At 69.9% G+C, this 25,742-nt stretch carries 21 protein-coding genes; 12 read left to right on the forward strand and 9 right to left on the reverse strand.

The genetic code is table 11. The features are described from left to right. Positions 1-115 precede the first annotated feature (115 nt). The 5 genes from xylA to C0012_RS01360 all read left to right on the forward strand — a co-directional run bounded on the left by xylA (position 116) and on the right by C0012_RS01360 (position 5,962). The gene (gene xylA / locus C0012_RS01340) at positions 116-1,309 is read left to right on the forward strand and encodes a xylose isomerase (protein WP_110588552.1); all 1,194 of its coding nucleotides are present in this window, start codon (positions 116-118) and stop codon (positions 1,307-1,309) included. Between the two features lie 12 nt (positions 1,310-1,321). After that, complete coding sequence (locus tag C0012_RS01345) at positions 1,322-2,725, forward strand: xylulokinase (RefSeq protein WP_110588551.1); 1,404 nt, start codon at positions 1,322-1,324, stop codon at positions 2,723-2,725. A 139-nt stretch (positions 2,726-2,864) separates the two neighbouring features. Continuing rightward, positions 2,865-3,803 carry a quinone oxidoreductase family protein gene (locus tag C0012_RS01350; protein ID WP_110588550.1) on the forward strand — a complete coding sequence of 313 codons (939 nt, stop codon included), beginning with the start codon at positions 2,865-2,867 and terminating at the stop codon, positions 3,801-3,803. A 55-nt stretch (positions 3,804-3,858) separates the two neighbouring features. Further along, entirely contained in the window at positions 3,859-5,181 is a 1,323-nt protein-coding gene (locus C0012_RS01355; protein ID WP_198411037.1) for an O-acetylhomoserine aminocarboxypropyltransferase/cysteine synthase family protein, read from the forward strand. A gap of 88 nt (positions 5,182-5,269) precedes the next feature. Beyond that, complete coding sequence (locus C0012_RS01360; protein ID WP_110588827.1) at positions 5,270-5,962, forward strand: sulfite exporter TauE/SafE family protein; 693 nt, start codon at positions 5,270-5,272, stop codon at positions 5,960-5,962. 107 nt (positions 5,963-6,069) lie between these two features. Here C0012_RS01360 and C0012_RS01365 read toward each other — a convergent pair whose 3' ends face one another. Both C0012_RS01365 and C0012_RS01370 read right to left on the reverse strand, forming a co-directional pair. Beyond that, entirely contained in the window at positions 6,070-8,580 is a 2,511-nt protein-coding gene (locus tag C0012_RS01365) for an ATP-dependent Clp protease ATP-binding subunit (RefSeq protein ID WP_110588549.1), read from the reverse strand. A gap of 168 nt (positions 8,581-8,748) precedes the next feature. Then, on the reverse strand, positions 8,749-9,150 hold the full coding sequence (locus C0012_RS01370) for a histidine kinase (protein ID WP_110588548.1): 402 nt from the start codon (positions 9,148-9,150) through the stop codon (positions 8,749-8,751). Positions 9,151-9,391: 241 nt separating this feature from the next. On the opposite strand from C0012_RS01370, the gene C0012_RS01375 reads away from it, so the two are divergent. Beyond that, the gene (locus C0012_RS01375; protein ID WP_013583608.1) at positions 9,392-9,640 is read left to right on the forward strand and encodes a WhiB family transcriptional regulator; all 249 of its coding nucleotides are present in this window, start codon (positions 9,392-9,394) and stop codon (positions 9,638-9,640) included. 60 nt (positions 9,641-9,700) lie between these two features. On the opposite strand, the gene C0012_RS01380 is transcribed toward C0012_RS01375, so the two are convergent. From C0012_RS01380 to C0012_RS01390, 3 genes are read right to left on the reverse strand one after another with little or no spacing between them, the layout of a single operon-like run. Further along, the gene (locus C0012_RS01380; RefSeq protein ID WP_110588547.1) at positions 9,701-11,203 is read right to left on the reverse strand and encodes a sensor histidine kinase; all 1,503 of its coding nucleotides are present in this window, start codon (positions 11,201-11,203) and stop codon (positions 9,701-9,703) included. Between the two features lie 3 nt (positions 11,204-11,206). Next, on the reverse strand, positions 11,207-12,391 hold the full coding sequence (locus C0012_RS01385; RefSeq protein WP_110588546.1) for an AAA family ATPase: 1,185 nt from the start codon (positions 12,389-12,391) through the stop codon (positions 11,207-11,209). Continuing rightward, positions 12,388-13,074 carry an SAF domain-containing protein gene (locus tag C0012_RS01390; protein ID WP_162621811.1) on the reverse strand — a complete coding sequence of 229 codons (687 nt, stop codon included), beginning with the start codon at positions 13,072-13,074 and terminating at the stop codon, positions 12,388-12,390. Before C0012_RS01390 ends, C0012_RS01385 begins: the two co-directional genes overlap by 4 nt. A 98-nt stretch (positions 13,075-13,172) precedes the next feature. On the opposite strand from C0012_RS01390, the gene C0012_RS01395 reads away from it, so the two are divergent. Beyond that, positions 13,173-13,439: a helix-turn-helix domain-containing protein gene (locus tag C0012_RS01395; protein WP_110588544.1), complete on the forward strand. Its 267-nt coding sequence runs from the start codon at positions 13,173-13,175 to the stop codon at positions 13,437-13,439. Positions 13,440-13,444: 5 nt separating this feature from the next. Here C0012_RS01395 and C0012_RS01400 read toward each other — a convergent pair whose 3' ends face one another. Further along, entirely contained in the window at positions 13,445-14,047 is a 603-nt protein-coding gene (locus C0012_RS01400) for a hypothetical protein (protein ID WP_110588543.1), read from the reverse strand. 150 nt (positions 14,048-14,197) lie between these two features. Between C0012_RS01400 and C0012_RS01405 the strand changes: the two genes are divergently transcribed. Beyond that, positions 14,198-14,617 (forward strand): Rv3235 family protein, encoded by a 420-nt coding sequence (locus C0012_RS01405; RefSeq protein ID WP_110588542.1) that lies wholly within the window; start codon positions 14,198-14,200, stop codon positions 14,615-14,617. 9 nt (positions 14,618-14,626) lie between these two features. Here C0012_RS01405 and C0012_RS01410 read toward each other — a convergent pair whose 3' ends face one another. From C0012_RS01410 to C0012_RS01420, 3 genes are all read right to left on the reverse strand, one after another. Then, the gene (locus C0012_RS01410; RefSeq protein WP_110588541.1) at positions 14,627-15,853 is read right to left on the reverse strand and encodes a pyridoxal phosphate-dependent aminotransferase; all 1,227 of its coding nucleotides are present in this window, start codon (positions 15,851-15,853) and stop codon (positions 14,627-14,629) included. A gap of 87 nt (positions 15,854-15,940) precedes the next feature. Then, positions 15,941-18,700, reverse strand: coding sequence for a preprotein translocase subunit SecA (gene secA / locus C0012_RS01415; RefSeq protein ID WP_110588540.1), 2,760 nt, complete (start codon positions 18,698-18,700; stop codon positions 15,941-15,943). 112 nt (positions 18,701-18,812) lie between these two features. Then, positions 18,813-19,871, reverse strand: coding sequence for a hypothetical protein (locus C0012_RS01420; protein WP_110588539.1), 1,059 nt, complete (start codon positions 19,869-19,871; stop codon positions 18,813-18,815). Positions 19,872-20,026: 155 nt separating this feature from the next. On the opposite strand from C0012_RS01420, the gene C0012_RS01425 reads away from it, so the two are divergent. From C0012_RS01425 to C0012_RS01440, 4 genes are all read left to right on the forward strand, one after another. Further along, positions 20,027-20,635 (forward strand): PadR family transcriptional regulator, encoded by a 609-nt coding sequence (locus tag C0012_RS01425; protein WP_110588538.1) that lies wholly within the window; start codon positions 20,027-20,029, stop codon positions 20,633-20,635. Continuing rightward, the gene (locus C0012_RS01430; RefSeq protein WP_110588537.1) at positions 20,632-21,444 is read left to right on the forward strand and encodes an ABC transporter ATP-binding protein; all 813 of its coding nucleotides are present in this window, start codon (positions 20,632-20,634) and stop codon (positions 21,442-21,444) included. The genes C0012_RS01425 and C0012_RS01430 overlap by 4 nt, the downstream gene beginning before the upstream one ends. Further along, positions 21,441-24,329: an ABC transporter permease gene (locus tag C0012_RS01435; protein ID WP_110588536.1), complete on the forward strand. Its 2,889-nt coding sequence runs from the start codon at positions 21,441-21,443 to the stop codon at positions 24,327-24,329. The genes C0012_RS01430 and C0012_RS01435 overlap by 4 nt, the downstream gene beginning before the upstream one ends. A gap of 66 nt (positions 24,330-24,395) precedes the next feature. After that, positions 24,396-25,715 carry a coiled-coil domain-containing protein gene (locus tag C0012_RS01440; protein WP_110588535.1) on the forward strand — a complete coding sequence of 440 codons (1,320 nt, stop codon included), beginning with the start codon at positions 24,396-24,398 and terminating at the stop codon, positions 25,713-25,715. Positions 25,716-25,742: the final 27 nt, after the last annotated feature.

The raw sequence follows: 25,742 nt of genomic DNA on the forward strand, positions 1-25,742 counted from the left end.
GCGCAAGCATCTCTTTCTTGGCACCGCCACGCCCCGGACAGCGATTGCGCCCGCGCCCTTCACCTGTTATGTTCTCACTCACAACATTTCTCCAACGCTGTGGAAAGGCACCCTCATGACCCTCACCCCCACCAAGGACGACAAGTTCTCCTTCGGCCTCTGGACCATCGGCTACAACGGCACCGATCCGTTCGGCGGACCGACCCGGCCCGCACTCGATGTCGTGCACGCCGTCGAGAAGCTCACGGAGCTCGGCGCCTACGGACTGACCTTCCACGACGACGACCTGTTCGCGTTCGGATCCACCGATGACGAGCGCCAGAAGCAGATCGATCGCCTGAAGGGCGCCCTCGCCGACACCGGCCTCGTCGTCCCGATGGTCACGACGAACCTCTTCAGCGCGCCCGTCTTCAAGGACGGCGGCTTCACCTCGAACGACCGCGACGTGCGCCGCTTCGCCCTCCGCAAGGTGCTGCGCAACATCGATCTCGCCGCTGAGCTCGGTGCGAAGACCTTCGTGATGTGGGGCGGCCGCGAGGGCGCCGAGTACGACAGCGCGAAGGACATCCAGGCCGCGCTCGAGCGCTACCGCGAGGCCGTGAACCTCCTCGGCGACTACGTCACCGACAAGGGCTACGACATCCGCTTCGCGATCGAGCCGAAGCCGAATGAGCCGCGCGGAGACATCCTCCTGCCGACGCTCGGCCACGCGCTCGCCTTCATCGACTCGCTCGAGCGCCCCGAGCTCGTGGGCCTCAACCCCGAGACGGGCCACGAGCAGATGGCGGGCCTGAACTTCACGGCGGGCATCGCGCAGGCGCTGTACCACGGCAAGCTCTACCACATCGATCTCAACGGCCAGCGCGGCATCAAGTACGACCAGGATCTCGTGTTCGGGCACGGCGATCTGCACAACGCGTTCTCGCTCGTCGACCTGCTCGAGCACGGAGCGCCGGGCGGCGGCCAGGCCTACACCGGCCCGCGCCACTTCGACTACAAGCCCAGCCGCACCGAGGACGAGACGGGCGTGTGGGATTCGGCCGCCGCGAACATGCGCACCTACCTCCTGCTCAAGGAGCGCGCGCAGGCCTTCCGCGCAGACCCCGAGGTGCAGGAGGCGCTCGCGGCCGCGCAGGTCGCCGAGCTGCGGACTCCGACCCTCGGCGCGGGCGAGAGCTACGACGACCTGCTCGCCGACCGCTCGGCGTTCGAGGACTTCGATGCGAACGCCTACCTGGGCGGCAAGGGATTCGGCTTCGTCCGCCTGCAGCAGCTCGCGACCGAGCACCTGCTCGGCGCGCGTTCGTAAGGAGGGGGCCGCGTGACGCTGGTCGCCGGCGTCGATTCGTCGACGCAGAGCTGCAAGATCATTGTGCGCGATGCCGACACGGGCGCCATCGCGCGCTCTGGTCGCGCGCCGCACCCGGGCGGATCCGAAGTCGATCCCGCGCACTGGTGGCGCGCGCTCCGCGAGGCGATCGCCGGCGCAGGCGGTCTCGACGACGTCGCCGCGTGGAGCATCGCCGGCCAGCAGCACGGGCTTGTCGCGCTCGACGCCGACGGCCGCGTCATCCGCGACGCCCTCCTCTGGAACGACACCCGATCGGCAGACGCCGCGGCCGAGCTGACGGAGGAGGTCGGGGCCACCGAGTTCGCTGCGCGAACGGGGCTCGTCCCCGTCGCTTCCTTCACGATCACGAAGCTGCGCTGGCTCGCCGACGCCGAGCCCGACAACGCAGCCCGCATCGCGGCGGTCGCCCTCCCCCACGACTGGCTGACGTGGCGCCTGCGCGGCTTCGGCCCCGAGGGCGAGTCGGAGCGGGGTCCGCAGCTCGACGAGCTCGTGACCGACCGATCCGATGCCAGCGGAACCGGCTACTACGACGCCTCGCGCGGAGCGTACGATCGTGAGCTTCTGTCGCTTGCGCTGCGGCGGGACGCCGGAGACATCGTGCTGCCGCGCGTGCTCGGCCCGGCCGAGAACGTCAAGGACGGCGCGGGGCGCACGGTTGGCGCGGGGTGCGGCGACAATGCGGGCGCCGCCCTGGGGATGGACGCGCGCCCCGGCGACGTCGGCGTATCGATCGGTACGAGCGGCACCGTGTTCGCGATCGCGCGGGATCCGATCCGCGACTCGAGCGGCACGGTCGCCGGCTTCGCGGACGCCTCGGGCGCCCACCTTCCGATCGTGACGACGCTGAACGCCGCGCGCGTGCTCGACGCGGTGGCGGGTCTGCTCGACGTCGATCACGCGGGCCTCGCCGAGCTCGCGCTCGCGACGGACACGGGATCCGCAGGACTCGTCCTGCAGCCCTGGTTCGAGGGCGAGCGCACGCCCAACCGACCCGACGCGACGGCAACGCTTTTCGGCATGACGCTCGCCTCGACGACGCGCGAGAATCTCGCGCGCGCGGCGATCGAAGGGGTGCTGTGCAGCCTCGCCGAGGGGCTCGACGCCATGCGCACGCTCGGCGTCGAGGCAAAGCGCGTGCTGCTCACCGGCGGCGCAGCGCAGAACCCGGCTGTGCAACGGATCGCCGCCGAGGTGTTCGGCATCGAGGTCGTCGTCCCTGACCCGGGCGAGTACGTCGCGCTCGGCGCATCCACCCAGGCGGCGTGGGCGCTGACGGGCGCCCGCCCGTCCTGGCGCCCGACGCCCCTGGCGACGCTCCCGCCCGCCCCCGCCCCCGCTGTCCGCGACGCCTACCGCGCCCGCCTCCCCTGACGGATCCGCACTTTCTCGCAAAGTCCACAAGTCTTCGCCAAGTCCGGTGCAATTCCCCGCGGACTCGGTGAAGACTTGTGGACTCGGCGAGTTTCCGGGGGCGCGCCGACGAGCCCCGCGCGGCGGTAGCCTGGGGCGCATGGCGAAGGTTGTGCAGTTCCAGCAGGTCGGCGGGCCCGAAGTTCTCGAGGTCGTCGAGGTCGACGCTCCCACTCCCGGTCCCGGACAGCTCGCGGTTTCCGTCGAGGCCGCGGGTGTGAACCCCGTCGACCGCAAGCTGCGATCGGGCATCCGTCCGCTCCCCGGCGACGGACCGTGGCGCACAGGATCCGATGGAGCGGGCATCGTCTTGGCCGTCGGCGAGGGCGTCGACGGATTCCGCGAGGGCGACCCCGTCGCATTCTTCGGCGCGGTCGGCGCTTACGCGACCGATGTCGTCCTCGACGCCGACCGCGTCTTCCTGCGTCCCGCCGGCGTTTCGGCCGCTCAGGGCGCTGCCCTCGGCATCCCCGCCGGAACGGCCTATCAGGCGCTCCGCTCGCTCGGGATCCGCGAGGACGACACGCTCCTCATTCATGGCGGCTCCGGCGCCGTCGGCCAGGCGGCCATCCAGTTCGCCGTGCTGTTCGGCGCGCACGTCATCGCGACGACGAGCGATGCGCGTGCGGATCGCGTGCGCGATCTGGGCGCCGAGCCCGTCCGCTACGGAGATGGCCTGACCGGGCGCGTCCTCGACGCCGCACCGGACGGCGTCTCGGCGATCCTCGACTGCGCCGGCGCCGACGGCGTTCTCGAGACATCGATCGAGCTCCTCGACGACAAGAGCCGGATCGCGACGATCGTCATCGGCGCGAAGGCCGACGAGCTCGGCCTGCGTGCCTTCGCGGGCGGATCCGCGAAGCCCCTCACTCCGCAGCAGCTCGCGTGGCGCGCCGAAGCGATGCCCGTCGCACTCGCGCTCATGGCGGCGGGCTACTTCGACGTCGAGCTCGGCGCACAGTTCTCGCTCGACGAGGCCGGCGCCGCGCAGACCGCGAACGATTCCGGCGCCCCGGGGAAGCTGCTCATCGCCCCCTGACACATTCCGTCACCGGCCTTGGCGGCACCCACCCTCGGGGGGCGAGAATGACGGCATGACGATGCCCGACGCTCGCACGCTCTCGCCCGCCACGACGCAGCTGCATGCGGGCTACGTCCCGGGCACGCCGCAGAACCCTGTCGCGACGCCGATCTACCAGTCGTCCGCGTACGAGTTCGCCTCGCTCTCCGACGCGCGCGAGCTGTTCGCGCTGCGCAAGTCCGGCAACATCTACAGCCGGAACGGCACGCCGACGCAGGCCGTGTTCGAGCAGCGCGTCGCCGCGCTCGAGGGCGGCGTCGCCGCGGCTGCCGTCGCCTCTGGGCAGGCGGCCACGACGATCGCAAGCCTCGCGCTCGCGGGGCGAGGCGGTCACATCGTCGCCTCGAGCTCGCTCTACGGCGGCACGATCGATCTGTTCGACGACACCTACCGTGACCTCGGCATCGAGGTCACCTTCGTCGATCAGGACGACCTCGACGCGTGGCGCGCGGCCGTGCGGCCGTCGACCCGGCTGCTCTTCGCCGAGTCGGTGGCGAATCCCGTCGCGCAGGTGCTCGACATCCGCGCCGTCGCCGACATCGCGCACGAGGCAGGCGTCCCCCTCGTCGTCGACAACACGGTCGGAACGCCCTCGCTCATCCGCGTGAAGGACCACGGTGCCGACATCGTCGTGCACTCGGCGACGAAGTTCATCGGCGGGCACGGCACGTCGCTCGGCGGCGTCGTCGTCGATCTCGGCACGTTCGATTTCACCGCTGATCGCGAGAAGTGGCCGAGCCTGTTCACCCCGCACTGGCGCTACGGGGACGTCGCCCTGTGGGACGCCTTCGGGCGCGAGGGCGCCTTCACGACCCTGCTCAAGAGCCGGTTCGTCGCTGACCTCGGCCCCGCGCTCAGCCCCTTCAACGCCTTCCAGCTCATCGAGGGGCTCGAGACGCTGGACCTGCGCATGGCGCGCCACGCAGCCTCGGGCCTTGAGGTCGCTCGCGCTCTCGACGCCCACCCTGCCGTGCGCGTCGTGCACCACCCCGGGCTCCCGGGCAATCGCTACCACGACGCGGCTCACGCTCTCTATCCGCAGGGAATTCCGTCGGTCTACGCGTTCGAGCTCGCCGGCGCCGACGACGAGGATGACGAAGCCGCTTTCGACCGAGCCGCACGATTCATCGAACGCCTCGAGGTCGTCAAGCTCGTCGCGAACATCGGCGACGCGCGCAGCCTCATCTGCCACCCGGCATCGATGACGCACAATCACATGACGCCCGCGCAGCTCGAGGCCGCCGGAATCTCCTGGGCGACGCTGCGCCTGTCGGTCGGACTCGAGGATCCCCGCGACCTCATCGACGACCTGCGCCACGCGCTCGACACGCTGTGATCTTCAGGGCCGCGAGCGCGTAGCGTTGTCCCTCGTGGCCGTTCCCGAACTCGCTCCCCTCGCATGGATCGCGCTCGTCATCGGCGCGATGACGATCGGGGTCTCGAAGACGGGACTGCCCGGGGCAAACACCCTCGGCATCGCCCTGTTCGCCGCCGTACTCCCGGCTCGCGAATCGACGGGGGCGATGCTGCTCCTGCTCATGGTGGGCGACGTGCTCGCTCTCCTCCTGTACCGGCGGCACGCGGATCTTCGCGCGCTGGTGCGCCTCATCCCCTCAGTGCTCGTCGGGCTCGCTGTGGGCGTCGTGTTCCTCGCCCTCGTGGGCGACGAATGGGTGAAGCGATCGATCGCGATCGTCCTGCTCGCCCTCATCGCCCTCACGCTCTGGCGCCGGCGCCGGCCCGCCGCGGAGGTCGCCGAGCAGGCGGGCCGTGGCACGGCCTTCGCCTACGGATCCCTCGGCGGCTTCACGACGATGGTCGCCAATGCCGGCGGACCCGTCATGTCGATGTACTTCCTCGCCTCGCGCTTCGAGATGAAGGCGTTCCTCGGGACCGCGGCGTGGTTCTTCGCGGTCGTCAATCTCACGAAGCTGCCGTTCTCGATCGGCCTCGGCCTGATCACGCTCGAAACGGTCTGGATGGACCTGATCCTCGTCGTCCCCGTGCTGATCGGCGCCGTGATCGGCCGCGTCGTCCTCGCGCATCTCTCGCAGCGGGTGTTCGACGCGATCGTCATCGTGCTCACGGTCGTCGGATCCGTGTACCTGCTGTTCTGAGGTAAGGGGCGGGCGGCGCGACCCGCCCCTCGCCCTCTGACGAAGCATCATGCTGGTCACGACACGCCTGACCGCGCGCGCAGCGCAGGGCGTGTCGTGACCAGTGATCATGCAGCGAGCGGTGCCCGCTCCCTCGCCCGGACGACGAGGGCGCCGTCCGCGGCGTCGACGTGAACGGATCCGCCGTCCGCCAACTCGCCCGACACGAACAGTTCGGCGATGCGATCATCGATCTCACGCTGAATCACGCGGCGCAGGGGACGCGCCCCGTACTCGGGCTGGTACCCGGCGTCAGCGAGCCAGGCGAATGCCGCGTCCGTGACCTCGAGATCGACCCCTCGGGCGTCGAGCCGCTTGCGCGTCGCGCCGAGCACGAGGTCGACGATCTCGCGCAGCTGCTCGCGCTCGAGCTTGCGGAACAGCACGATCTCATCGATGCGGTTGAGGAACTCCGGGCGCATCTGCTCGCGCAGACGCCCCATGACGCGGTCATGCAGATCCTTCTCATCGAAGTCGCGTCCGGTGGCCGAGAACCCGATCGCCCCTGCCCGGGAGGCAAGGAACTCGCTGCCGAGGTTCGACGTCATGATGATCACCGTGTGACGGAAATCGACCGTGCGCCCCTGCCCGTCGGTCAGGCGACCGTCGTCAAGCACCTGCAGCAGCAGGTTGAACACGTCGGGGTGCGCCTTCTCGATCTCGTCGAAGAGCACGACCGAGTAGGGGTTGCGGCGCACGCGTTCGGTGAGCTGCCCGGCCTCGTCGTAACCGACGTATCCGGGAGGCGCACCGACGAGCCGGCTGACGGTGTGGCGCTCGCCGTACTCACTCATGTCGAAGCGCACGACGCGCTCCTCGTCGTCGAACAGGCTCTCGGCGAGTGCCTTCGCGAGCTCGGTCTTGCCGACTCCTGTCGGCCCGAGGAAGAGGAACGAGCCGACGGGCCGGTGGGCGTCGCCCATACCGGTGCGACTGCGGCGCACCGCCTTCGCCACGGCAGTCACGGCGTCGTCCTGGCCGACGACCCTCGCGTGGAGCTCCTGCTCGAGGCGGCCGAGGCGCGCGCGCTCGCCCTCCGTGAGACGGCTCGCAGGGATCCCCGTGGCGCGGCTCACGACGGCGGCGATCTGCTCCTCGTCGACGACGGCATCGCGGGCGGGATTCGCCACCACCTGATCGAGGCGCTCGTTCACGCGCGCGATCTCATCACGGATCCGCGAAGCCTCCTCATAGCGCTCGGCCGAGACAGCCTGGTTCTTGTCGGCCTCCAGCTCGGCGAGCCGCGCGCGCAGGTCGTCGGTGGAGGTGCCCTCCCCGAGCCGCAGGCGCAAACGGGCACCGGCCTGGTCGATGAGGTCGATCGCCTTGTCGGGCAGCACGCGATCGGCGATGTAGCGATCGCTGAGCTCGACGGCCGCACGAAGCGCGTCTTCTGTATACGTCACCTCGTGGTGCGCCTCGTACGCCTCGCGCAATCCGTGCAGGATGAGAACGGCATCCTCGACGCTCGGCTCGCCCACGCGCACGGGCTGGAACCGCCGCGCGAGCGCGCCGTCCTTCTCGATCCGTCGGAACTCGTCGAGGGTCGTGGCGCCGACCAGGTGCAGCTCACCACGCGCAAGGCGCGGCTTGAGGATGTTCCCCGCGTCCATTGCACCGCCGTCGCCGCCTCCGGCGCCGACGATCGTGTGCAGCTCGTCGACGAAGAGGATGATCTCCCCCTCCTGCGCCGCGACCTCCTCCAGCGTCTTCGTCAGCCGCTCCTCGAAGTCGCCGCGGTAGCGCGCCCCCGACAGCATCCCCGCCATATCGACGCTCACGACGCGCTTGCCGGACAGCTGCTGAGGCACCTCATCGGCGACGATCGCGCGGGCGAGCCCCTCGGCGATCGCCGTCTTGCCGACACCGGCCTCGCCGACGAGAACAGGGTTGTTCTTCGTGCGGCGCGAGAGGATCTCGATCGTCTGCTCGATCTCGTCCTCGCGCCCGATGACAGGGTCGATCCGCCCTTCGCGAGCACGGGCCGTGAGATCGACGCCGTAGGTGTCGAGCATCGACTCCTGCGACGTCTGCTGCTCCCCCGCTCCCTGCGGGACGGCCTGCTCGCGAGCACCGTGCAGAAGCGCGTCGGGCGTGACGCCCTGCGCAGCGAGGATCCGACCCGCCGGCGTGTCCTGCGACAGCACGAGCGCGAAGAAGAGGTGCTCGGGGTCGACGTAGGTCGATCCCGAAGAGCGCGCAATCTGGACGGCGTGATAGAGGGCCCGCTGGGCCGAGGCCGTCATCTGCGCGGCATCGGCACCGGTGGGGGCCGTCGCCTGCGGCAATGAGGATTCAGCCGCCGACGCGAGCGCATCGGCATCGACGCCGATCGCCGAAAGCGCGGGAGCGACCGTCTCGTCGCCGGGGAGCACCCGGAGCAGGTGCAGCGCGTCGAGCTCGGCCTGTCCGCGCTCGAGCGCGTAGGCGCCCGCCTTCTGGATGACTTCGTGCGTGCGAGCGCTGAGTAGGCGCCGAATGTCGATCGATCGCGCCTCACGCGCCCGCTGCCCCTGCAGATACCGCGCCAGGAACTCGTCGAACGACCCCGCGCCGACGGGAAACTCCGTGTCGGGCATGACCCTCCTCCTCATAGAACTTGACCTGATGCGACTCAAGTTTCATGACTTGAGTCCATCCTTGTCAAGTTCAACGCCATGGCGGGACGTGTATTCCCTCCCGTTCGACGCCCGCGCGCACAAAGAAGCGCCCGGGTCTTCCGGGCGCTTCTTCGTGCATCGCGGCGATCAGTCGCGTGGAGACGGCGGGCGCGACTGTCGTGCCGCAAGGATCAGCGCGATGAAGGTGACGATCGCGGGCACGGCGAGTGCGGCAGCCACACCCCAGTGAGCCGCCCCGCCCTGCACAGATCCGACCGCGACGGCGAAGATGAGCACCTGGGCGACGACGCCCCCGGACCTGCCCCACGAGCGCCCGGACCAGACGGCCACCGCAAACGCCGCGAGCGCGATCGTCGCCGCGAGGGACATCACGACGAGCGCCACCGACGTCGCGACCGATGCGAGATCCCCCTGGATGAGCTCGACGAACTGTACGCCGGTGAGCAGGAGCAGCGCGATCGCTTCAAGCGCAAGCAGCACGGCAGCGGCTCTCGCAGCGGGTGCGCGGAAGGCGGCGGAAGGCGTCATGGGGCCCTTCTCGATGATCCGTCCGACCGTCTCCGCCCGCCGGTATCGGCGGGCGGATTCCTGGAGATTTCCAGAAACCCTTGATCGAGGGCATCACCTGTACGACAATTGTTAACGGTGTGTTTCCCACAGCGTGGTGGGGTGCGGGGTCAGGAGCCCCGTCGCACATCCAGCGTAATCGACCCGATCCGATCCGCTGACGACCAGACAGACCCCACCACCTCGCAAGGAGCTCCCCCGCATGGATTGGCGTGACAAGGCCGCGTGCCTGACAGTCGACCCCGAACTGTTCTTCCCGGTCGGCAACACCGGCCCCGCAGTTGACCAGATCGAGAAGGCGAAGTCCGTCTGCGCGCGCTGCACTGTCACAGAGGTGTGCCTGCAGTACGCCCTCGAGTCCGGGCAGGACTCGGGTGTCTGGGGCGGGCTCAGCGAAGACGAGCGCCGCGCGCTCAAGCGCCGCGCCGCTCGCGCCCGTCGCGCCAGCTGACCCTTCCACAGCGCGCCCCCTCCTCGCGAGGGGGCGCGCTGTGCGTCCAGGGTCAGCGACTCAGGGCTTGACCCACCGCAGTGGAATGTCGATCGCCACCTCGGTTCCCCCGTCGAAGACCGAGTCGGATCCGCTGATCTGGCGCCACTCGATCGAACCACTCAGCTCGCCCTGAATGAGCGTGCGCACGATCTGTGTGCCGAGTCCTCGCCCGACCTGCCCCTCCGGCAGACCGCCACCTGTGTCGCGCACGCGCACGAGGAGTTCCTCGTCCCCGCGCTCCGCCACGATCTCGACCTCGCCCTCGCGTCCCGCGAGCCCGTGTTCGACGGCGTTCGTGACGATCTCCGTCAGAGCGAGGGCGAGCGGCGTCGCATACTCGCTCGGGAGTGTCCCGAACGTTCCCGTCGTACGCGTGTGGGCGACCGTGTTCTGCGCGGCAGCCACCTCCGCGACGAGCCGCAGCACCCGCGCGAAGACCGCGTCGAAGTCGACCTTCTGACTCAGTCCTTCGGACAGCGTGTCGTGCACGACCGCGATCGCGGCGACCCGCTGCATCGCTTGCAGAAGCGATTCGCGCGCTTCGTCGCTCGCGGTGCGGCGCGCCTGAATACGCAGAAGCGACGCGACCGTCTGAAGATTGTTCTTGACGCGGTGATGGATCTCGCGGATCGTCGCGTCCTTCGTGAGGAGCTCCTGCTCCTGGTTGCGCAGCTCGCTGACATCGCGGCACAGCACCACGGCGCCGAGTCGCTCGCCATGATCTCGCATCGGGATGATGCGAAGCGCGACCGTCACGCCCCGCGCCTGGATGTCGCTGCGCCACGGCGTGCGCCCGGTGAGCAGAACGGGCAGCGACGCCTCGTCGGCCGATGCGTCGCGCTCGGGCGGCATGATCTGCCGCGCCACATCGGACAGCGTCTCTCCCTCGAGCTCGTCGACGAACCCGATGCGATTAAAGGCACTCAGTCCGTTGGGGCTCGCAAAGGTCACGACACCGTCGACGTCGAGCCGGATCATGCCGTCTGCCGCGCGAGGCGCCCCCCGACGGGGCCCCATGGGCGCGGTCATATCGGGATAGTCACCCGTGGCGATCATGCCGAAGATCGCGTTGGCGCACTCGTCGAAGGTCAACTGCTGACGCGACGGTGCACGCACCTCGCTGAGGTTCGTGTGCCGCGTGAGCACGCCGATGACCGAGGTGCCGTCGTCGTCACGACGAACGATCGGCACGGCTTTGACGCGCGTCGGCGTCTCCTCGAACCACTCGGGGCTCGACGAGTCCACGATCTCGCCCGTACGGAACGCCTCGCGCACCTGGCTCTGCCACTGCGGGCGCACCTTCTCGCCGACGATGTCGCGGTAGAAGAGCGTCGCCGATCCGCTCGGCCGGATGTGCCCGACAGCGCGGAACGAATCGTCAGAGGTCTGCCCCCAGATCACGATGTCTGCTGACGCGAGGTCGGCGAGGAGCTGCCCATCGCCGTGGACGCGATGGATCCATTCGATGTCCTTCTCGCTCAAACGGTCCTGGGACGTGAGGAGATCGCTGAGTGTCGACACGCTTCACAGCGTAGTCGTGAGGCGCCCCACCGCGTGTGCGAGCGGCGCCCGTCGGCGTGGCAGCACAGGACGTGCCGCGAGCAGCGCAGCGTCGGCGGCCCGCGGATCGTCTGGCACGAACCACGCATCGTCGACCCCGGCATACTGTGCGAGCGAACGCCGTACCTGCCGGGTGCCGTCGACGCCGAATGGGGCGCTGCGCATTCGGTTGACGACCGCTCTGCGCGGAGCGCGCGGCGCGATCTCGTCCACACGGGCCATTCCTCGGATGAATCGCGCGATGCCGACCGGCTCTGCTGCCGCGACCGCGATGAGGGAGTCTGCCGCAGACACCGCGGCAAGGGCGGCCGCGTTGCGCCGTGGCGCGTCGATGTCGCTCACGATCTCTTCGTCGGCCTCCAGTGAAGCACCGATATCGACGATGATGTGATCGGCCCAGTCGCGGGCGACGTCCAGCGCGGAAGCGACGCGCTGCGCCGACATCTCGGGCCACCGTGACGGTCGGTTGATGCCCGTAAGCACCTCGATCGGGTGCTCGCCGAAGGCGACCGGCGCACTGAGTCGCGTGAGCTCGTGCGGGTCGAGGACGCCATAGTCGGTCTGGCGGCAGGCCGCGGGAAATCCCGGCGCCTCGTCCGGCAGGTCAAGTCGCTGCGCGATCGACGGGGCGTGCGTGTCTGCGTCGACGATCGCGACCCGCTCTCCGCGGAGGGCGAGAGCAGCCGAGACCGCGAGGGCGATCGTCGTGCGCCCCGGCGCCCCGTGCGGTCCCCACACGACCGTGACCTTCCCCCGCCGGTTCTCGCCCGGCAGCTTCTCGGTCACTCGCATCTGCCGCGACTCGACGGCCGTGCGGATCTCAGCACCGTCGGCGGCGAGAGGGAGTGCGTCTGAGAGTCCGAAAGACGCGACCGCGCGACGCTCGGCCCCGCGATCGGCGAGGGCGACGATGCGCACCCCGCTGCGATCACATATCGCGACGACCTCGGGGACGAGCACGACCCGTGTCGCGTGCAGGATGATCGTGTCGGCTTCGCGAAGCGCCTCCCAGACGCGCGAGGACGCATCCGCCACGGCAGCGACGATCTCCTTCGGACGTACGAGAGCGGCGACCTCGATGCCCTCTTCGGCGACAGCGGCCGCAATTCGCGAACCGTGCGGCTCGTCGACCGCGACGATCGCGCTCACCCGTCGGCCCCGGTCGAGCCGTCGTCCGCCTCTGGCGACGAGGAGGCCGCCTCGTCCTCCTCTGGGACGAGCACGGGCACGGCCGAGATCGCCGAGCCGCCGGAGACATGCGCGAGCACACCCGGAACGTCATCGCGAGAGACGACGAGTTCCAGCACAGCGCCCGCACGCGCGACGACGCCGTCGTCGGCGCGGACCTGTCCGACAACGGCGTCGGCGACGATCACCTGCGGTTCGCCGTGCTCGCCGGGCGCCACGAGAGGAGCCGCCCAGAGCTCGACCGTCGAGCCGGACGCGATGTCCCCCGGAACGTCGAGAGCGCTGCGCACGACGACAGTCGTCACGTCGGCATCGGAGGAGGATCCGACGGCCGCAGCAGGCAGCAGCTCGCCCTCGGCGATCGTCCGGGTGGAGACGAGCCCCTCAGTGAGATCCGATGCAACCAGGTAGTCGTCGGTCGCGTCGCCCAGCTGCGTTTCGAGCTCGACGACGTCGGCGACCGTGACCGCCTGCCCCGGGACGATGGCGTGCGCCGCGACCAGGACGGGTGCCGTCTCGCGCGCGGCGTGGACGACACCCCACACGCCGGCGATCGAGGCGAGAACGAGAGCGACCCCGATGAGGAAACGTGGGTCAGCCCAGGAGGACCGGGCACGGCCGGCAGGGCGGGGTGAAGAGGACATGCACGAGATGTTGGCAGATTTCGCAGACGGGCCTCGAAAACTGTCCACAGCTCGGGCCGAGCAGCGCAGGAAATCTTTCGGTTCGCCATAATGGGACCATGTCGACGGATCCGGAGGCGCTGTTCTACACGACCGCTCAGGTGGCCGAGCTCCTCAGCATCACGCCTGAGGAGGTCGTCTCCCTCGTCCACGATGGCGCCCTGCGTGGAACGCAGCTGGGCTGCCCCGCAGCGTGGCGGGTCGAGCGTGCGAGCGTTCGCGACTATCTGGACGACCAGAACGAGCAGAGCCGACGGCATGCTCTCTGGCACCAGTCGAACGTCGCGAGCATGCCCGAGGTCTGGGGCAGCCACAACCCACTCTGACGGCCTCAGAGCGTCCCGACGTCGCGGCGACTCGTCGTACGCACCCAGGAGATCGCGCCGAAGGTGATCGTGCGCACTCGATCCACATCGGATCCGCGAGGCGCGGCACCCGCGTCGTGAATGGCGATATCCACGTGGTCCGCGCCCGCGCACGTGGGCGTGCCCGCCACCCGGCCGCCGCGGAGGAGCCCGAGGGTGACCGCTGCCCGTCGTCGGGCGAGGGCGCGCAGCACGAATCCGATGCCCATCCGCGCGCGCAGCGGATCCTCGGTGTGCTCACCGAGCGAGCGCCGACGATCGTCGGCCTCGAAAACGAGTCCGTCGATCGCTCCGAGCCGGAGCACGAGGAGTCCCGGCACACCCTCCTCCGCACCGGCCATCCAGTCGGCCCCCACAGCCTCGACGGACAGCCGATGGGTGCCGCCCGCACAGTCGTCGACGACGACGCGCGCGCCACTGCCGACGGCGACAAGCCGGTCGCGCAGAGAGAGGCGCGAGACGCGCACCCGCTCCGTCTCGGCCGAGAGCTGCCCGTGCCGGGCTTCGCGCTCGGCGGTGAACTGCTGCTCGAGATCCTCGAAGAGCGGATCCCACCGCGTATCGGACATGGAGCCGAGCGTACAGTCGTCAATCAGCGGGCCCCGAAGGATTCCACAGGCATATTTCCCCCTCACTGCTGTCGACCGCCGCATGCTGATGTGGAGTAATCCGGTTGTCCCGGGCCACCTCCTTCGAAGGTCACAAAAGCAAAGAACGCCATGCCCTCCTCCGCCACGCCCCGACATCGCACGTACGAGATCCAGGACATGTTCGCGCCGCAGCGCACGAGCAGCGCGAACCTCCCGAATCCGACGCCGCTCCTCGCGACGCTCGCAGGCGGAGCCCTCGAGGTGATCGCCGGTGTGCGCGACGTCGATCAGCTCGCCCGCTGGCTGGCCGAGGAGCCCTACAGCAGGCTCGTGCTGCGGGCAAACCTCGCCGCCCGCGCGCGCAGCGCGCGCTCGCAGACGGCGAAGCAGCCGATCTACCACCTGCGCCGGCTGATCTCCTCATCACCGGCCGACGGCATCGTCGAGGCCACCGCAATCGTCACGATGCCTGTCCGCACTCGCGCGGTCGCGATGCGCCTCGAGGGCATCGACGGGCGCTGGCGGGCGTCGTCGCTCACCGTCCTCTGACGCGAACGGTCACTGTCGATACGAGGCGAGGAAGTTCCCGAGACGTTCGATCGCATCAGACAGCACTCGCGTCTCCGGGAGCGTGACGACGCGCAGATGATCGGGCGTCGGCCAGTTGAAGCCGGTTCCCTCGACGAGGAGGATGTGCTCGGCGACCAGCAGGTCGTAGATGAGCTTCTTGTCGTCGTGGATCTCGTGCACCTCGGGGTCGAGTCGGGGGAAGGCGTACAGCGCCCCCTCGGGCTTGACGCACGTCACACCGGGGATCTCGTTGAGGGTCTCCCAGGCGACATCCCTCTGCTCATGCAGGCGCCCGTCCGGCGCGATGAGGGCATCGATCGACTGCGTCCCCGTCAGAGCTGCGAGCACGGCGTGCTGGGACGGCACGTTGGGGCACAGGCGCGTCGACGCCAGTACCTGGATGCCCTCGAGGAAGCCACTCGCGTGCTGAGACGGCCCGGTGATGACGAGCCATCCCGAGCGATATCCAGCGACTCGGTACGTCTTCGACAAGCCGTTGAACGTGAGGCAGAGCAGATCCGGCGCGAGCGTCGCCGTGGGGATGTGCTTCGCATCGTCGAAGAGGATCCGGTCGTAGATCTCGTCGCTCAGCAGCAGCAGCGAGTTCTCGCGCGCGATCTGCACGATCCCCTCGAGCACCTCTCGGGAGTACACGGCTCCCGTCGGGTTGTTGGGGTTGATGACGACGATCGCCTTCGTGTTCGGCGTGACCTTCGCCCGGATGTCGTCGAGATCGGGCTGCCACCCGTTCTGTTCGTCGGTGAGATAGTGCACGGGCGTCCCGCCGGACAGGCTCGTCATCGCGGTCCACAGAGGGTAGTCGGGTGCGGGGATCAGCACCTCGTCGCCCTCGTTGAGCAGGGCCTGCATCGTCATCGTGATGAGCTCGGACACGCCGTTGCCGAGGTAGACGTCGTCGACGTCGAAGCGGGGGAACCCGGGCTCGTTCTCGTACCGGCTGACGATCGCACGTCGCGCCTCGACGATGCCGCGGCTGTCGCTGTAGCCGTGCGCCGTCGGCACCGCCTGCAGCATGTCGCGCACGATCTGGTACGGGGCCTCGAAGCCGAAGATCGCGGGGTTTCCCGTGTTGAGCTTGAGGATCGTGTGCCCATCGGCCTCGAGCGTCTGCGCCTCGGCGAGGGCGGCCCCGCGGATCTCGTAGAGCACGTTGCGGAGCTTCGAAGACTGGTCGAGAGGGCGAGGGGCGTTCATCACGACAGGATATGCCCCGGCGGGGCTCCCACGCACACAGGCGAGGGGTCGTCGGCGTGCCGCCGACGACCCCTCGTCAGAGGTGAGTCACTGCTTCTTCTTCGCCTGCTTCCGGCGCTCCTCGCGGTTCATCGGAGCTTTCTGCCCCGCGGAGCGCTTCGAGGCGGATCCGGCCGCCGGCGCCGCGGCCCTCTCCGATTCACCGCGCTGCACGCGGCCACGGTCGTCGCGCACCTCGACGTCGCCGTCCTCGTCGGGCGCCGAGTAGGCGAGCTTCTGCTGCCCGGCAGGCTCCTCGGTGAGGCCCTTCGCCTCGACCTGCTGCGCGGATCCGTCGGCCGACTCGTTCACCTTCACCTCAAGGTTGAACAGGTAGCCGATCGTCTCTTCCTTGACCTGCGACATCATGGTCGCGTACATCGCGTGACCCTCGCGCTGGTACTCGATCAGCGGGTCGCGCTGCGCCATGGCGCGCAGGCCGATGCCGTCCTTGAGGTAGTCCATCTCGTAGAGGTGATCACGCCAGCGACGGTCGAGCACCTGCAGCACGACGCGACGCTCCAGCTCGCGCATTGCGTCGCTTCCCAGAGCCTCCTCGCGCTTCCCGTAGGCGATCTTCGCGTCGCTGAGGATCTCGCGCGTGAGGCCAGCCTGGTCGATGCCGCCCTTGCGACCGCGCGCCTCGGCGGCGACCTCTTCGATCGTGACGCCGACGGGGTACAGCGACTTCAGCTCGGTCCAGAGCGCGTCGAAGTCCCAGCTCTCGATGTGACCCGTCGCCGTGTGCTCCGCGATCACCTGCGTGATCGTGTCCTCCATGAAGTGCTCGACGCGCTCGGCGATGTCGTCGCCCTCGAGGATGATGCGGCGATCCGAGTAGATCGCGAGACGCTGGCGGTTGAGCACGTCGTCGTACTTGAGGACGTTCTTGCGCGATTCGGCGTTGCGCGTCTCGATCTGCGCCTGCGCGTTCTTGATGAGGCCCGTGATGGCGCGCCCGGTGATGACCTGCGAGTCGTCGAAGTCGGTGCGCGCGAGCATCGCGTCGGCGAGCGGCGAGCGGAACCGGCGCATGAGCTCGTCCTCGAGCGACAGGTAGAAGCGGCTCTCTCCGGGGTCGCCCTGTCGTCCCGAGCGCCCGCGCAGCTGGTTGTCGATGCGTCGCGACTCGTGCCGCTCGGTGCCGAGGACGTAGAGCCCGCCGACCTCGCGGACCTTGTCGCCCTCTTCCTCGGCGCGCTTCTTGGCATCGTCGAAGACCTCGTCCCAGGCCTCCTCGTACTCTTCCGGGGTCTCTTCGGGATCGAGGCCGCGCGATCGCATCTCCTGCACGGCCATGAACTCGGCATTGCCGCCGAGCATGATGTCGGTTCCGCGACCCGCCATGTTCGTGGCCACCGTGACGGCCCCGAGACGACCCGCGAGGGCGACGACCTCGGCCTCGCGCGCGTGGTTCTTCGCGTTGAGCACCTCGTGGCGGATGCCGCGCTTCGACAGAAGCGTCGAGAGACGCTCGCTCTTCTCGACGCTCACCGTGCCGACGAGAACCGGCTGCCCCTTCTCGTGACGCTCGGCGATGTCGTCGGCGACCTGCGTGAACTTGCCCTCCTCCGTGCGGTAGATGAGGTCCTGCTCATCGCGGCGGATCATCGGCTTGTTCGTCGGGATCGGGATGACGCCGAGTTGGTAGGTCGACATGAACTCGGCCGCCTCGGTCTCGGCTGTGCCCGTCATGCCCGCGAGCTTGTCGTAGAGACGGAAGTAGTTCTGCAGCGTGACCGTCGCGAGGGTCTGGTTCTCGGCCTTGACCGGGACGCCCTCCTTCGCCTCGATGGCCTGGTGCATGCCCTCGCTGTAGCGACGGCCGGCAAGGATGCGCCCCGTGTGCTCATCGACGATCTGCACCTCGTCGTCGATGACGACGTAGTCCTGGTCGCGGTTGAAGAGAGCCACGGCCTTGATCGAGTTGTTGAGGAACGAGATCAGGGGCGTGTTGGCCGACTCGTAGAGGTTGTCGACGCCGAGGTGATCCTCGATTTTCTCGATGCCGGGTTCGAGGACACCGACCGTGCGCTTCTTGAGGTCGACCTCGTAGTCGACGCCCTCCTCCAGCGTGCGCGCGATCTTCGCGAACTCCGCGAACCAGCGATTCGCCTCGCCCGCCGACGGACCCGAGATGATGAGGGGCGTGCGCGCCTCGTCGATGAGGATCGAGTCGACCTCGTCGACGATCGCGAAGAAGTGCTCACGCTGGACGAGATCTTCCTTGCGCCACGCCATGTTGTCGCGCAGGTAGTCGAAGCCGAACTCGTTGTTCGTGCCATAGGTGATGTCGGCCGCGTACTGCTCGCGGCGCTGCGCGGGGGTCTGCCCGGAGACGATGACGCCCGTCGTCATGCCGAGCGCGCGGAAGACGCGCCCCATGAGCTCCGACTGGTAGCTCGCGAGGTAGTCGTTCACCGTGATGACGTGCACGCCCTTGCCTGCGATCGCGCCCAGGTACGCGGGGAGCGTCGCGACGAGCGTCTTTCCCTCACCGGTCTTCATCTCGGCGATGTTGCCGAGGTGCAGGGCCGCTCCACCCATGACCTGCACGTCGTAGGGGCGCATACCGAGCGTGCGCGAGGCAGCCTCTCGGACGGCCGCGAACGCCTCGGGCATGAGGTCGTCGAGCGTCTCGCCCTTCTCGAATCGCGCGCGCAGCTCGGTCGTCTCACCGCGGAGCTCATCGTCGGTGAGCTGCGCGTAGCTCTCCTCGAGGTGATTCACCGCGTTGACGACGCGCTGGAGACGGCGCCGCACGCGCCCCTCGCCCGCGCGGAGAATCTTCTCGAACGGATTTGCCACGTGTCACTCCCAGGTCGAATGCGGCGGGCGCGTCGGCGACCCGTCGGACCCCTCGCGCCAGGCGGCGCGAGGCATACCCACCCATGCTATCCGGCGCACTCTATGGACGCGCTCAAGCCCCCGGATCGGATGTGGGCTCCGGCGGGAGCGACCAGACCGCGACGGCATGCGAGTCGCGGTCGTAGATGAGGCGGAGCATGGTTCCAGGGGGGAAATCGTCTGCGACGATGCCGGGGCCGAACATCATCGAGACCTCTTCCACGACATGAACGTCCACCGTCACGCCCAGACGGGCGGAGCCGCACGCGCCGCCATACCCCGAGGTTGCTGCGGTCGATTCGTCCTCCCGCACCTGGACGATCTGAATACAGGCGGTGCCCTCGACGCGATCCTGACCGGAGACCGCATCACCCGGCATGAAGACGTGGGCGCTCTCTCCGATGGTTCCGAAGTAGGCTCCCGTCTCGCCGTCGCCGGCGCCGTTGATCGGCTCGCCGGTCTCCGGGTCGGTCTCCGTGATGAGCCAGGCCATGTCCCCGAGGCTCTCGATGACGCCCTCCGTCATCTCCTTCTCCTCGAGCACCGTCACGAGCTCCACCTCTTCGGCGGGCGCCGAAGCGCGCGCCCAGCCCGCGAGGAAACCACCGCCCCAGCCTGCACCGCCTGCGACGAGCATGATGACGATGGCGACGATCGCGGAGGTCGCCACGAGCGCCGGGGAGAGCCAGCGCGGGCGGGTGCGCTCGGGGTCGGGCGCGGGATCCTCTTCCTCCGGTGCGCGCGAGCGCGCGGCCCGCGCGGCGAGATCCTCGGATCCGGCCGCGGCGGCCTCGACGCCCGATCGAGCGTTCGAGTGCGGGAGAGGTGCACCTTCGAACGCCGAGCCGCTCGCGCCGTGCCCCGACTCCGCGGGCTCGCTCACGTCGTCCCACCATGTTGCGGCGTCCACGCCGCTCGGGCCGTCTCGCTCCCCCGCCGCGGGATCCGTCGCATCGGGATCGGCCCGAGCGGCGGCCCCGCCGTGACTCCTGTCCTCCACGGCGCCCGCGCGTCCGGCGCGCTCGAGCTCCGCGAGCCTCGCGACGGCGGCCGAATCCCCGGCGAGATCAGCATCGGCCCCGTACACCCGCCGCCGCAGCGCGGCGAGCTCGCGCTCTTCGTCCTCCGCCATCCTCCGACCCTATCCACCCGCGTGACGGCGCTTCACGGGTGCCGAACGGTCACCCAGACCCGAGATATCGACCACGCGGCAACCGCGAGCCCGATCAATGCATACATACTCGGTATGCATATACTCGGTATGTACATCACGGGTGAGGAGATGCGATGTCGGTCAAGCAGAGCCTGCTGGCGATCCTGGATCAGGGCGCCTGCTACGGATACCAGCTACGCGCGGAGTTCGACCGCCGCACGGGCGGCACCTGGCCGCTGAACGTCGGACAGATCTACAACACCCTCGAACGACTCGAGCGCGACGGGCTCGCCGAGCGGGGAGAGACCGACGACGAGGGCCACGTGTTCTGGTCCATCACCGACGCGGGGCGCGCCGCCGTCGCGCAGTGGCTCGGCTCGCCCGTGCCCTCCACCAAGGGCACGCGCGACGAGCTCGCGATCAAGCTGGCGCTCGCGGCGACCCTGCCGGGAGTCGACGTGACGGGCGTCATCCAGACTCAGCGTCGCGCGTCGCTCGCCCACCTCGGCGAGCTGAACCGCGCGAAGTACGCCGGGAAGCACCCGGACAGCGCCGAGGAGCTCGCCTGGTCGCTGGTCGTCGACTCGATGATCTTCCAGACCGAGGCGGAGGTGCGGTGGCTCGACCACACCGAGCAGCGCCTCGCGATGCAGCCGGTCACTCCCCTGCCGCTCGTCTCCGAGCGCCCCGCCCGCGGCCGCGCGTCCGCGGACCGCACCGCCGACGAAGGAGCGACCGCATGAGCGACGGACTCCGCCGCGACCGGCGAGACATCGAGCAGCGGATCGACGACGCCGCACGCGCCGCCTCCGCCCCCGCACCGGCCGGCGATACCCCCGACGCGATCCTCCGGCTCGTCGGTGTCTCGCGCGTCTACGGAAGCGGCGAACAGACCGTCACCGCCCTCGCGGGCGTGGACCTCGAGGTGTCTCCGGGCGAGCTGGTCGCGATCATGGGCGCGTCCGGATCCGGCAAGTCGACGCTCCTGTCGATCGCCGGCGGACTGCAGGAGCCGACCGCGGGCGAGGTCATCGTCGAGGGGCGGGCCCTGTCGTCGCTCGACGCGCGCGAGATGGCGAGGCTGCGTCGCCGATCGCTCGGCTTCGTGTTCCAGGACTTCAATCTCATCCCGACGCTCACGGCGATCGAGAACGTCACCCTGCCGCTCGAGCTCGACGGCGACGCCGCCCGCGAGGCGAGGCGAATGGCGCAGGTCGCGCTCGACGCCGTCGGGCTCGACGAGAAGCACGACGCCTACCCCGACGATCTCTCGGGCGGCCAGCAGCAGCGGATCGCGATCGCGCGGGCCGTCGTCGGCGGCCGGCGCCTGATCCTGGCCGATGAGCCGACGGGCGCGCTCGACTCGGTCACGGGCGAGGCGGTGCTGCGCATGCTGCGCACACGAGTCGACGAGGGGGCTGCCGGCCTGCTCGTCACGCACGAGGCTCGCCACGCGGCCTGGGCGGATCGGATCGTGTTCCTCCGTGATGGCCGCGTCGTCGACGAGTCGCGCCGCGAGAGCGCGGACACGCTGCTGGGGCCGGCGCGATGACCTCCACGCTCGACGGCCCGCGCGTCGCGCGCCGCAGCTGGCCGGATCCGCTCCCGCCCGAGACGCCCGAGCGGCGCGGCTTCTCCCGCTGGCGCATCGCGCTGAAGATGGCTCTCCGCCAGATTCTGCGCTCGTGGCCTTCGTCGCTTCTCGTGGTGCTGCTCGTGCTGCTGCCGATGGCGGGCGTCGGGGGCGCGGCAACGCTCGCCACGAGCATCGGCCCGACGCCGGAGCAGCGGGTGGACGCGGAACTCGGGAACGCCGACGCGTGGGTGCAGGCGCTCCCGATGGGCGAGGGCATGCGCCAGTACCTCGACGAACCGACGACCTCATACTCCACAGGGACCACGTCGGACGAGGGCGTCGAGCCGCCCGACGACGTCACGCCGTACATCGACGCCGAGCGCCTGGTGAAGATCTCCCACGGGGACGCCGTCGTCGAGACTGCGGAGGGCATCGCGGCACTGCGGGTCACGATCGGAGACGCGTGGGATCCACTCCTGGAGGGGCGCTACACGCTGATCGACGGACGCGCTCCCGCGTCCGCCGACGAGATCCTCGTCACTCCGCAGGCGCTCGAACGCCTCGGGGCCCGAATCGGCGACGAGGTCACTGCCACAGAGCTCGGCGCTTCGCCCACGATCGTGGGAACGATGTCGAGCGCGCTCGAACCCGCGGCGTCCGCCGTGCTGTTCGCTCCGGAGGCGGGGCCTTTCGAGGCCGCGGACGGCGGGTGGAGCGCCACGTGGTACGCGGAAGGCTGGCACGCGTCAGCCGCCGAGGTATACGAGCTCAACGGCGAGGGCATCGTCGTCTTCGATCGCGAGCTCGCCCTCGACGCGGAAGATGGCGGGACCGCGTTCGATTCCACGAGCGGCGCCGCGTGGGCGCTGTTCTCGGGGGCGATCGCGGCCCTCGCCTTCAGCATCTACCTCGTGGCCCTGCTCGCGGGTGCCGCATTCTCCGTCAGCGCGAAGCGGCAGCAGAGGTCTCTCGCCGTCGCCGCGAGCGTCGGCGCCTCCCGCCGCGACGTGTTCCGGGTCGTGCTGTTCCAGGGAACGATCCTCGGTCTCGCGGGCGGCCTGCTCGGCGCTGTGACGGGAATCGGCCTCGGCGCGGCGGCGCTCGCCACGCTCGCGACGGACGACACGCTGCTGTACTCGTGGGGACTCCGCGTCCCGTGGCTCGCGCTCGCGGGCCTCGTCGTACTCGCCGGCCTCGTCGGAACGCTCGCCGCGTTCGTGCCCGCCCGCCGCGCGACCGCCGGCGACACTCTCGCGGCGCTGCGCGGCGCGCGCCGCCCGGTGCGCGTATCGGCCTCGCGCCCGCGGCTCGGCGCGGTCCTGATGGTGCTCGGGCTCGCCCTCACGGGCGTGAGCGTCATCGCGCTCATCGCGACCTACAACTCGCCGCTGCACGGCACACCCGCCGCCGATCCGATCTATGTCGTCTTCATGATCGGCATGATCGTCGGCCCGCTGCTGCTGCAGATCGGCGTGGTCCTGGCGGGCCACTGGATGCTGTCGCTCGCGGCGCGCACTCTGTCGCGCCTCGGCCTCGGCGCGCGCCTCGCTGGCCGGGACGCCGTCGCGAACCCTGGCCGTTCCGTCCCCTCCTTCGGCGCGATTGCGGCCTGCGCTTTCCTCGCCACGGCATCGTTCGGCGGAGTCGCCGCGTACACCGAGGTGCGCGTCGACTCGTTCGCGGCGTACGATCCCGTCGACAGCATCGTCGTGTACGTCGGCGCCGACACGCTGGCCGCCGGCGGGAACCCCCGCGACGCGTTCGGTGTCGCCGAGGAGGCGGCCGAGACCGCGACGAAGCTGCTCGCAAAGAACGGCGCGACCGCGACGGCGGTCCTCGAGCGGCCGCCCGGCCTCGTCATCGATCCCACCACCGGCGACGTCGTAGACGAAGACGCGCAGACGGTGCTCGCCCCGCAGATCCAGTCGCCCGCGTGGTGCGCGGCACATGACGTGTGCGAGCCGTCGGTCTCGGACACCACCGGGCAGGGCGCGGATCCGGTCGTCGTCTCACCCGACGAGCTCGACGTCGCCCTCGGCACCCCCGTCTCCGCGGCGGATCGCGCGGCGTTCGCCGGCGGCGACGTGCTCGTCACCGACCCGCAGTGGCTGACGGACGACGAGACGATCCTCTTCAACGAGTGGCGCGCAAGCGACGTGTACAGCGCGGACGCGCCCCTCGAAGATCTGCCGGACGCCGTATCGACGCGCGAGGCCGAGACCGTGCTCGTCGAGACGAGCTGGCCGTTCGCGTCAGGGAGTCAGGTGTATCTGTCACCCGAGGCCGCGGATGCCCTCGGCATCGACCACGCTCCCGATCGCGTCGTCGGCGCATACGACGGCGGGCCCACAACGGCGCAGCTCGACGCGGTCATGGCAGACACCGAGGAGCTCACGACGGCGCACCGCTCCGACGACGTTCCGAGCTACTTCTCTGCCTCTGCGGGCGCCGAACCGCCCGAGTCCGGAGGCTGGCTCTGGCTGATCCTCGGCGCCGTGAGCGTGCTCGTCGTCTCGGCGAGCGCCGTCGCGCTCGGACTGTCCCGAGTCGAGAGGCGCCCCGACGACGCGACGCTCGCGGCGGTCGGAGCGCAGCCCGGCGTGCGGCGATCGATCTCGGCCTGGCAGGCGCTCGTCATCGCGGGCTTCGGCTGCGTGACCGGGACGATCGCCGGACTCATGCCCGTGCTCGGCGTCGTCGGGATCCTCGCCGGGACGACGGGAGGCGGTCTGACCGTCGCCGAGGCGCCGTGGGGCTTCTGGGCGCTGCTCGCGTTCGCGCTCCCCGTCGCGATCGCGCTCGTGAGCTGGCTGGTTCCCCTCCGCCAGCCCGATCTCACCCGCCGCACCGCGATCGCATAGACCCGCACGGTCCGCGCCTGTGGGGAGGCGCGGGCCGTGCGTCCGAGAGCCACGTAAGATCGAGCCATGGTGTTCTGGGGCAAGAGGAAACGCGAGCAGCAGGAGCAGCAGGACGCCGCGGACGCGGATCTAGCGGTGCGGGCACAGAAATCGCTCGTCGCGACGGACGAGCGGATCCGCACGACGCGAGACGAGCTCGACTTCGCGTCGGCCGAGCTCGGCGAGAGCGCGACAAAGGATCTCCGCGACGGGCTCGACGCCGTGTCGCGCCACATGCGCGAAGCCTTCGAGCTGCATCAGCTCAACCACGACCACCTCCCCGACACCCCCGAAGAGCTGCGCACCCGCAATGCGCGGATCGTGCAGCTGTGCGACTGGGCCGAAGACGTGCTCGACGAGCGCACCGAGGTGCTGCGCGAGCGCATCGAGAAGGTGCGAGAGGCACCGCAGACCCTCGAACGGGTTCGCCAGCAGGCCGAAGCTCTCGCCGAGCGCCTGCCCGCCGCCGATCAGACGGTCGCTCGCCTGCGCGGACGCTACTCCCCCGAGGCGATGCAGCGGATCGGCGCCAATCCGGAGGAGGCGCGCCAGCTCATCGACTTCGCCCGCCACTCGGCCGATGTCGCCGGGCGCCGGCGAGAGGCCGGGCGCCGCGACGACGCGATGGTCGCGCTCGAGACGGCCACCGAGGCCGTCCGCCGCGCGACGGCGATCCTGGACGCCGTCGACGACTTCGAGATCGAGGCGATGCGCGCGCAGACGACTCTCTCCGACGTCGTCGCCGACTCGCGCGGCGACCTCGCCGAGGCGCGCGCGGATCGGCAGACGACGGGCGTGAAGACGGCCATCGCCGAGCTCGAGGCGGCCCTCGCGGGCGTCAGCGCGCCCGGGACCCCGGCCGACCCCTTCGCCGAGCTCGCGCACCTCAGCGAGAAGAACGCCGCTCTCGACCACGCGCGGGAGCGTGCGGCGCGCCACATCCCGACGATCGAGCACGTGCGCCACGACGTCGACGCCGCCGATCGCGCGATCTCCCACGCGCGCAGCCTCATCCAGAGCCACCGCGAGCTGATCGGCGCCGATGCGCGCACGCGCCTCGCCGAGGCCGAGCGGGTGCGGATCGACGCCGGCACGCTCGTCGCCGATGAGGACACCCGCGAGCGCGCGCAGGAGCTCGCACGCCGCGGCGCACAGCTCGCGAACGAGGCCATGCAGCTCGCCCAGCGCGACATCGACACCCGCCGCCAGAGTGACTGGGGCGGCGGCTACGGCCCACGGGGCGGATACGGCGGCGGCATGGGTGGTGGCATGGGCGGCGGAAACATGATCGGCGGGCTCATCGGCGGTGCGCTCCTCGGTGGGCTCATCGGCGATATCTTCGACTGAGCGCGGCCCAGCCCGCCGGCAGCTGGC

Origin of the sequence: Microbacterium suaedae, from assembly GCF_003254645.1 — a bacterium.
Classification (GTDB): Bacteria; Actinomycetota; Actinomycetes; order Actinomycetales; family Microbacteriaceae; genus Microbacterium; species Microbacterium suaedae.

What these genes read in the sequence shown, in the direction of transcription:
- xylA (WP_110588552.1), top strand. Translation starts at nt 116, where the DNA reads ATGACCCTCACCCCCACCAAGGACGACAAGTTCTCCTTCGGCCTCTGG.
- C0012_RS01420 (WP_110588539.1), bottom strand. Translation starts at nt 19,871, where the DNA reads ATGGCGGAGGACGAAGAGCGCGAGCTCGCCGCGCTGCGGCGGCGGGTG.
- C0012_RS01400 (WP_110588543.1), bottom strand. Translation starts at nt 14,047, where the DNA reads ATGTCCGATACGCGGTGGGATCCGCTCTTCGAGGATCTCGAGCAGCAG.
- C0012_RS01350 (WP_110588550.1), top strand. Translation starts at nt 2,865, where the DNA reads ATGGCGAAGGTTGTGCAGTTCCAGCAGGTCGGCGGGCCCGAAGTTCTC.
- C0012_RS01410 (WP_110588541.1), bottom strand. Translation starts at nt 15,853, where the DNA reads ATGAACGCCCCTCGCCCTCTCGACCAGTCTTCGAAGCTCCGCAACGTG.
- C0012_RS01405 (WP_110588542.1), top strand. Translation starts at nt 14,198, where the DNA reads ATGCCCTCCTCCGCCACGCCCCGACATCGCACGTACGAGATCCAGGAC.
- C0012_RS01430 (WP_110588537.1), top strand. Translation starts at nt 20,632, where the DNA reads ATGAGCGACGGACTCCGCCGCGACCGGCGAGACATCGAGCAGCGGATC.
- C0012_RS01440 (WP_110588535.1), top strand. Translation starts at nt 24,396, where the DNA reads ATGGTGTTCTGGGGCAAGAGGAAACGCGAGCAGCAGGAGCAGCAGGAC.
- C0012_RS01435 (WP_110588536.1), top strand. Translation starts at nt 21,441, where the DNA reads ATGACCTCCACGCTCGACGGCCCGCGCGTCGCGCGCCGCAGCTGGCCG.
- C0012_RS01375 (WP_013583608.1), top strand. Translation starts at nt 9,392, where the DNA reads ATGGATTGGCGTGACAAGGCCGCGTGCCTGACAGTCGACCCCGAACTG.
- C0012_RS01425 (WP_110588538.1), top strand. Translation starts at nt 20,027, where the DNA reads ATGTCGGTCAAGCAGAGCCTGCTGGCGATCCTGGATCAGGGCGCCTGC.
- C0012_RS01395 (WP_110588544.1), top strand. Translation starts at nt 13,173, where the DNA reads ATGTCGACGGATCCGGAGGCGCTGTTCTACACGACCGCTCAGGTGGCC.
- C0012_RS01355 (WP_198411037.1), top strand. Translation starts at nt 3,859, where the DNA reads ATGACGATGCCCGACGCTCGCACGCTCTCGCCCGCCACGACGCAGCTG.
- C0012_RS01360 (WP_110588827.1), top strand. Translation starts at nt 5,270, where the DNA reads ATGACGATCGGGGTCTCGAAGACGGGACTGCCCGGGGCAAACACCCTC.
- C0012_RS01365 (WP_110588549.1), bottom strand. Translation starts at nt 8,580, where the DNA reads ATGCCCGACACGGAGTTTCCCGTCGGCGCGGGGTCGTTCGACGAGTTC.
- C0012_RS01390 (WP_162621811.1), bottom strand. Translation starts at nt 13,074, where the DNA reads ATGTCCTCTTCACCCCGCCCTGCCGGCCGTGCCCGGTCCTCCTGGGCT.
- C0012_RS01370 (WP_110588548.1), bottom strand. Translation starts at nt 9,150, where the DNA reads ATGACGCCTTCCGCCGCCTTCCGCGCACCCGCTGCGAGAGCCGCTGCC.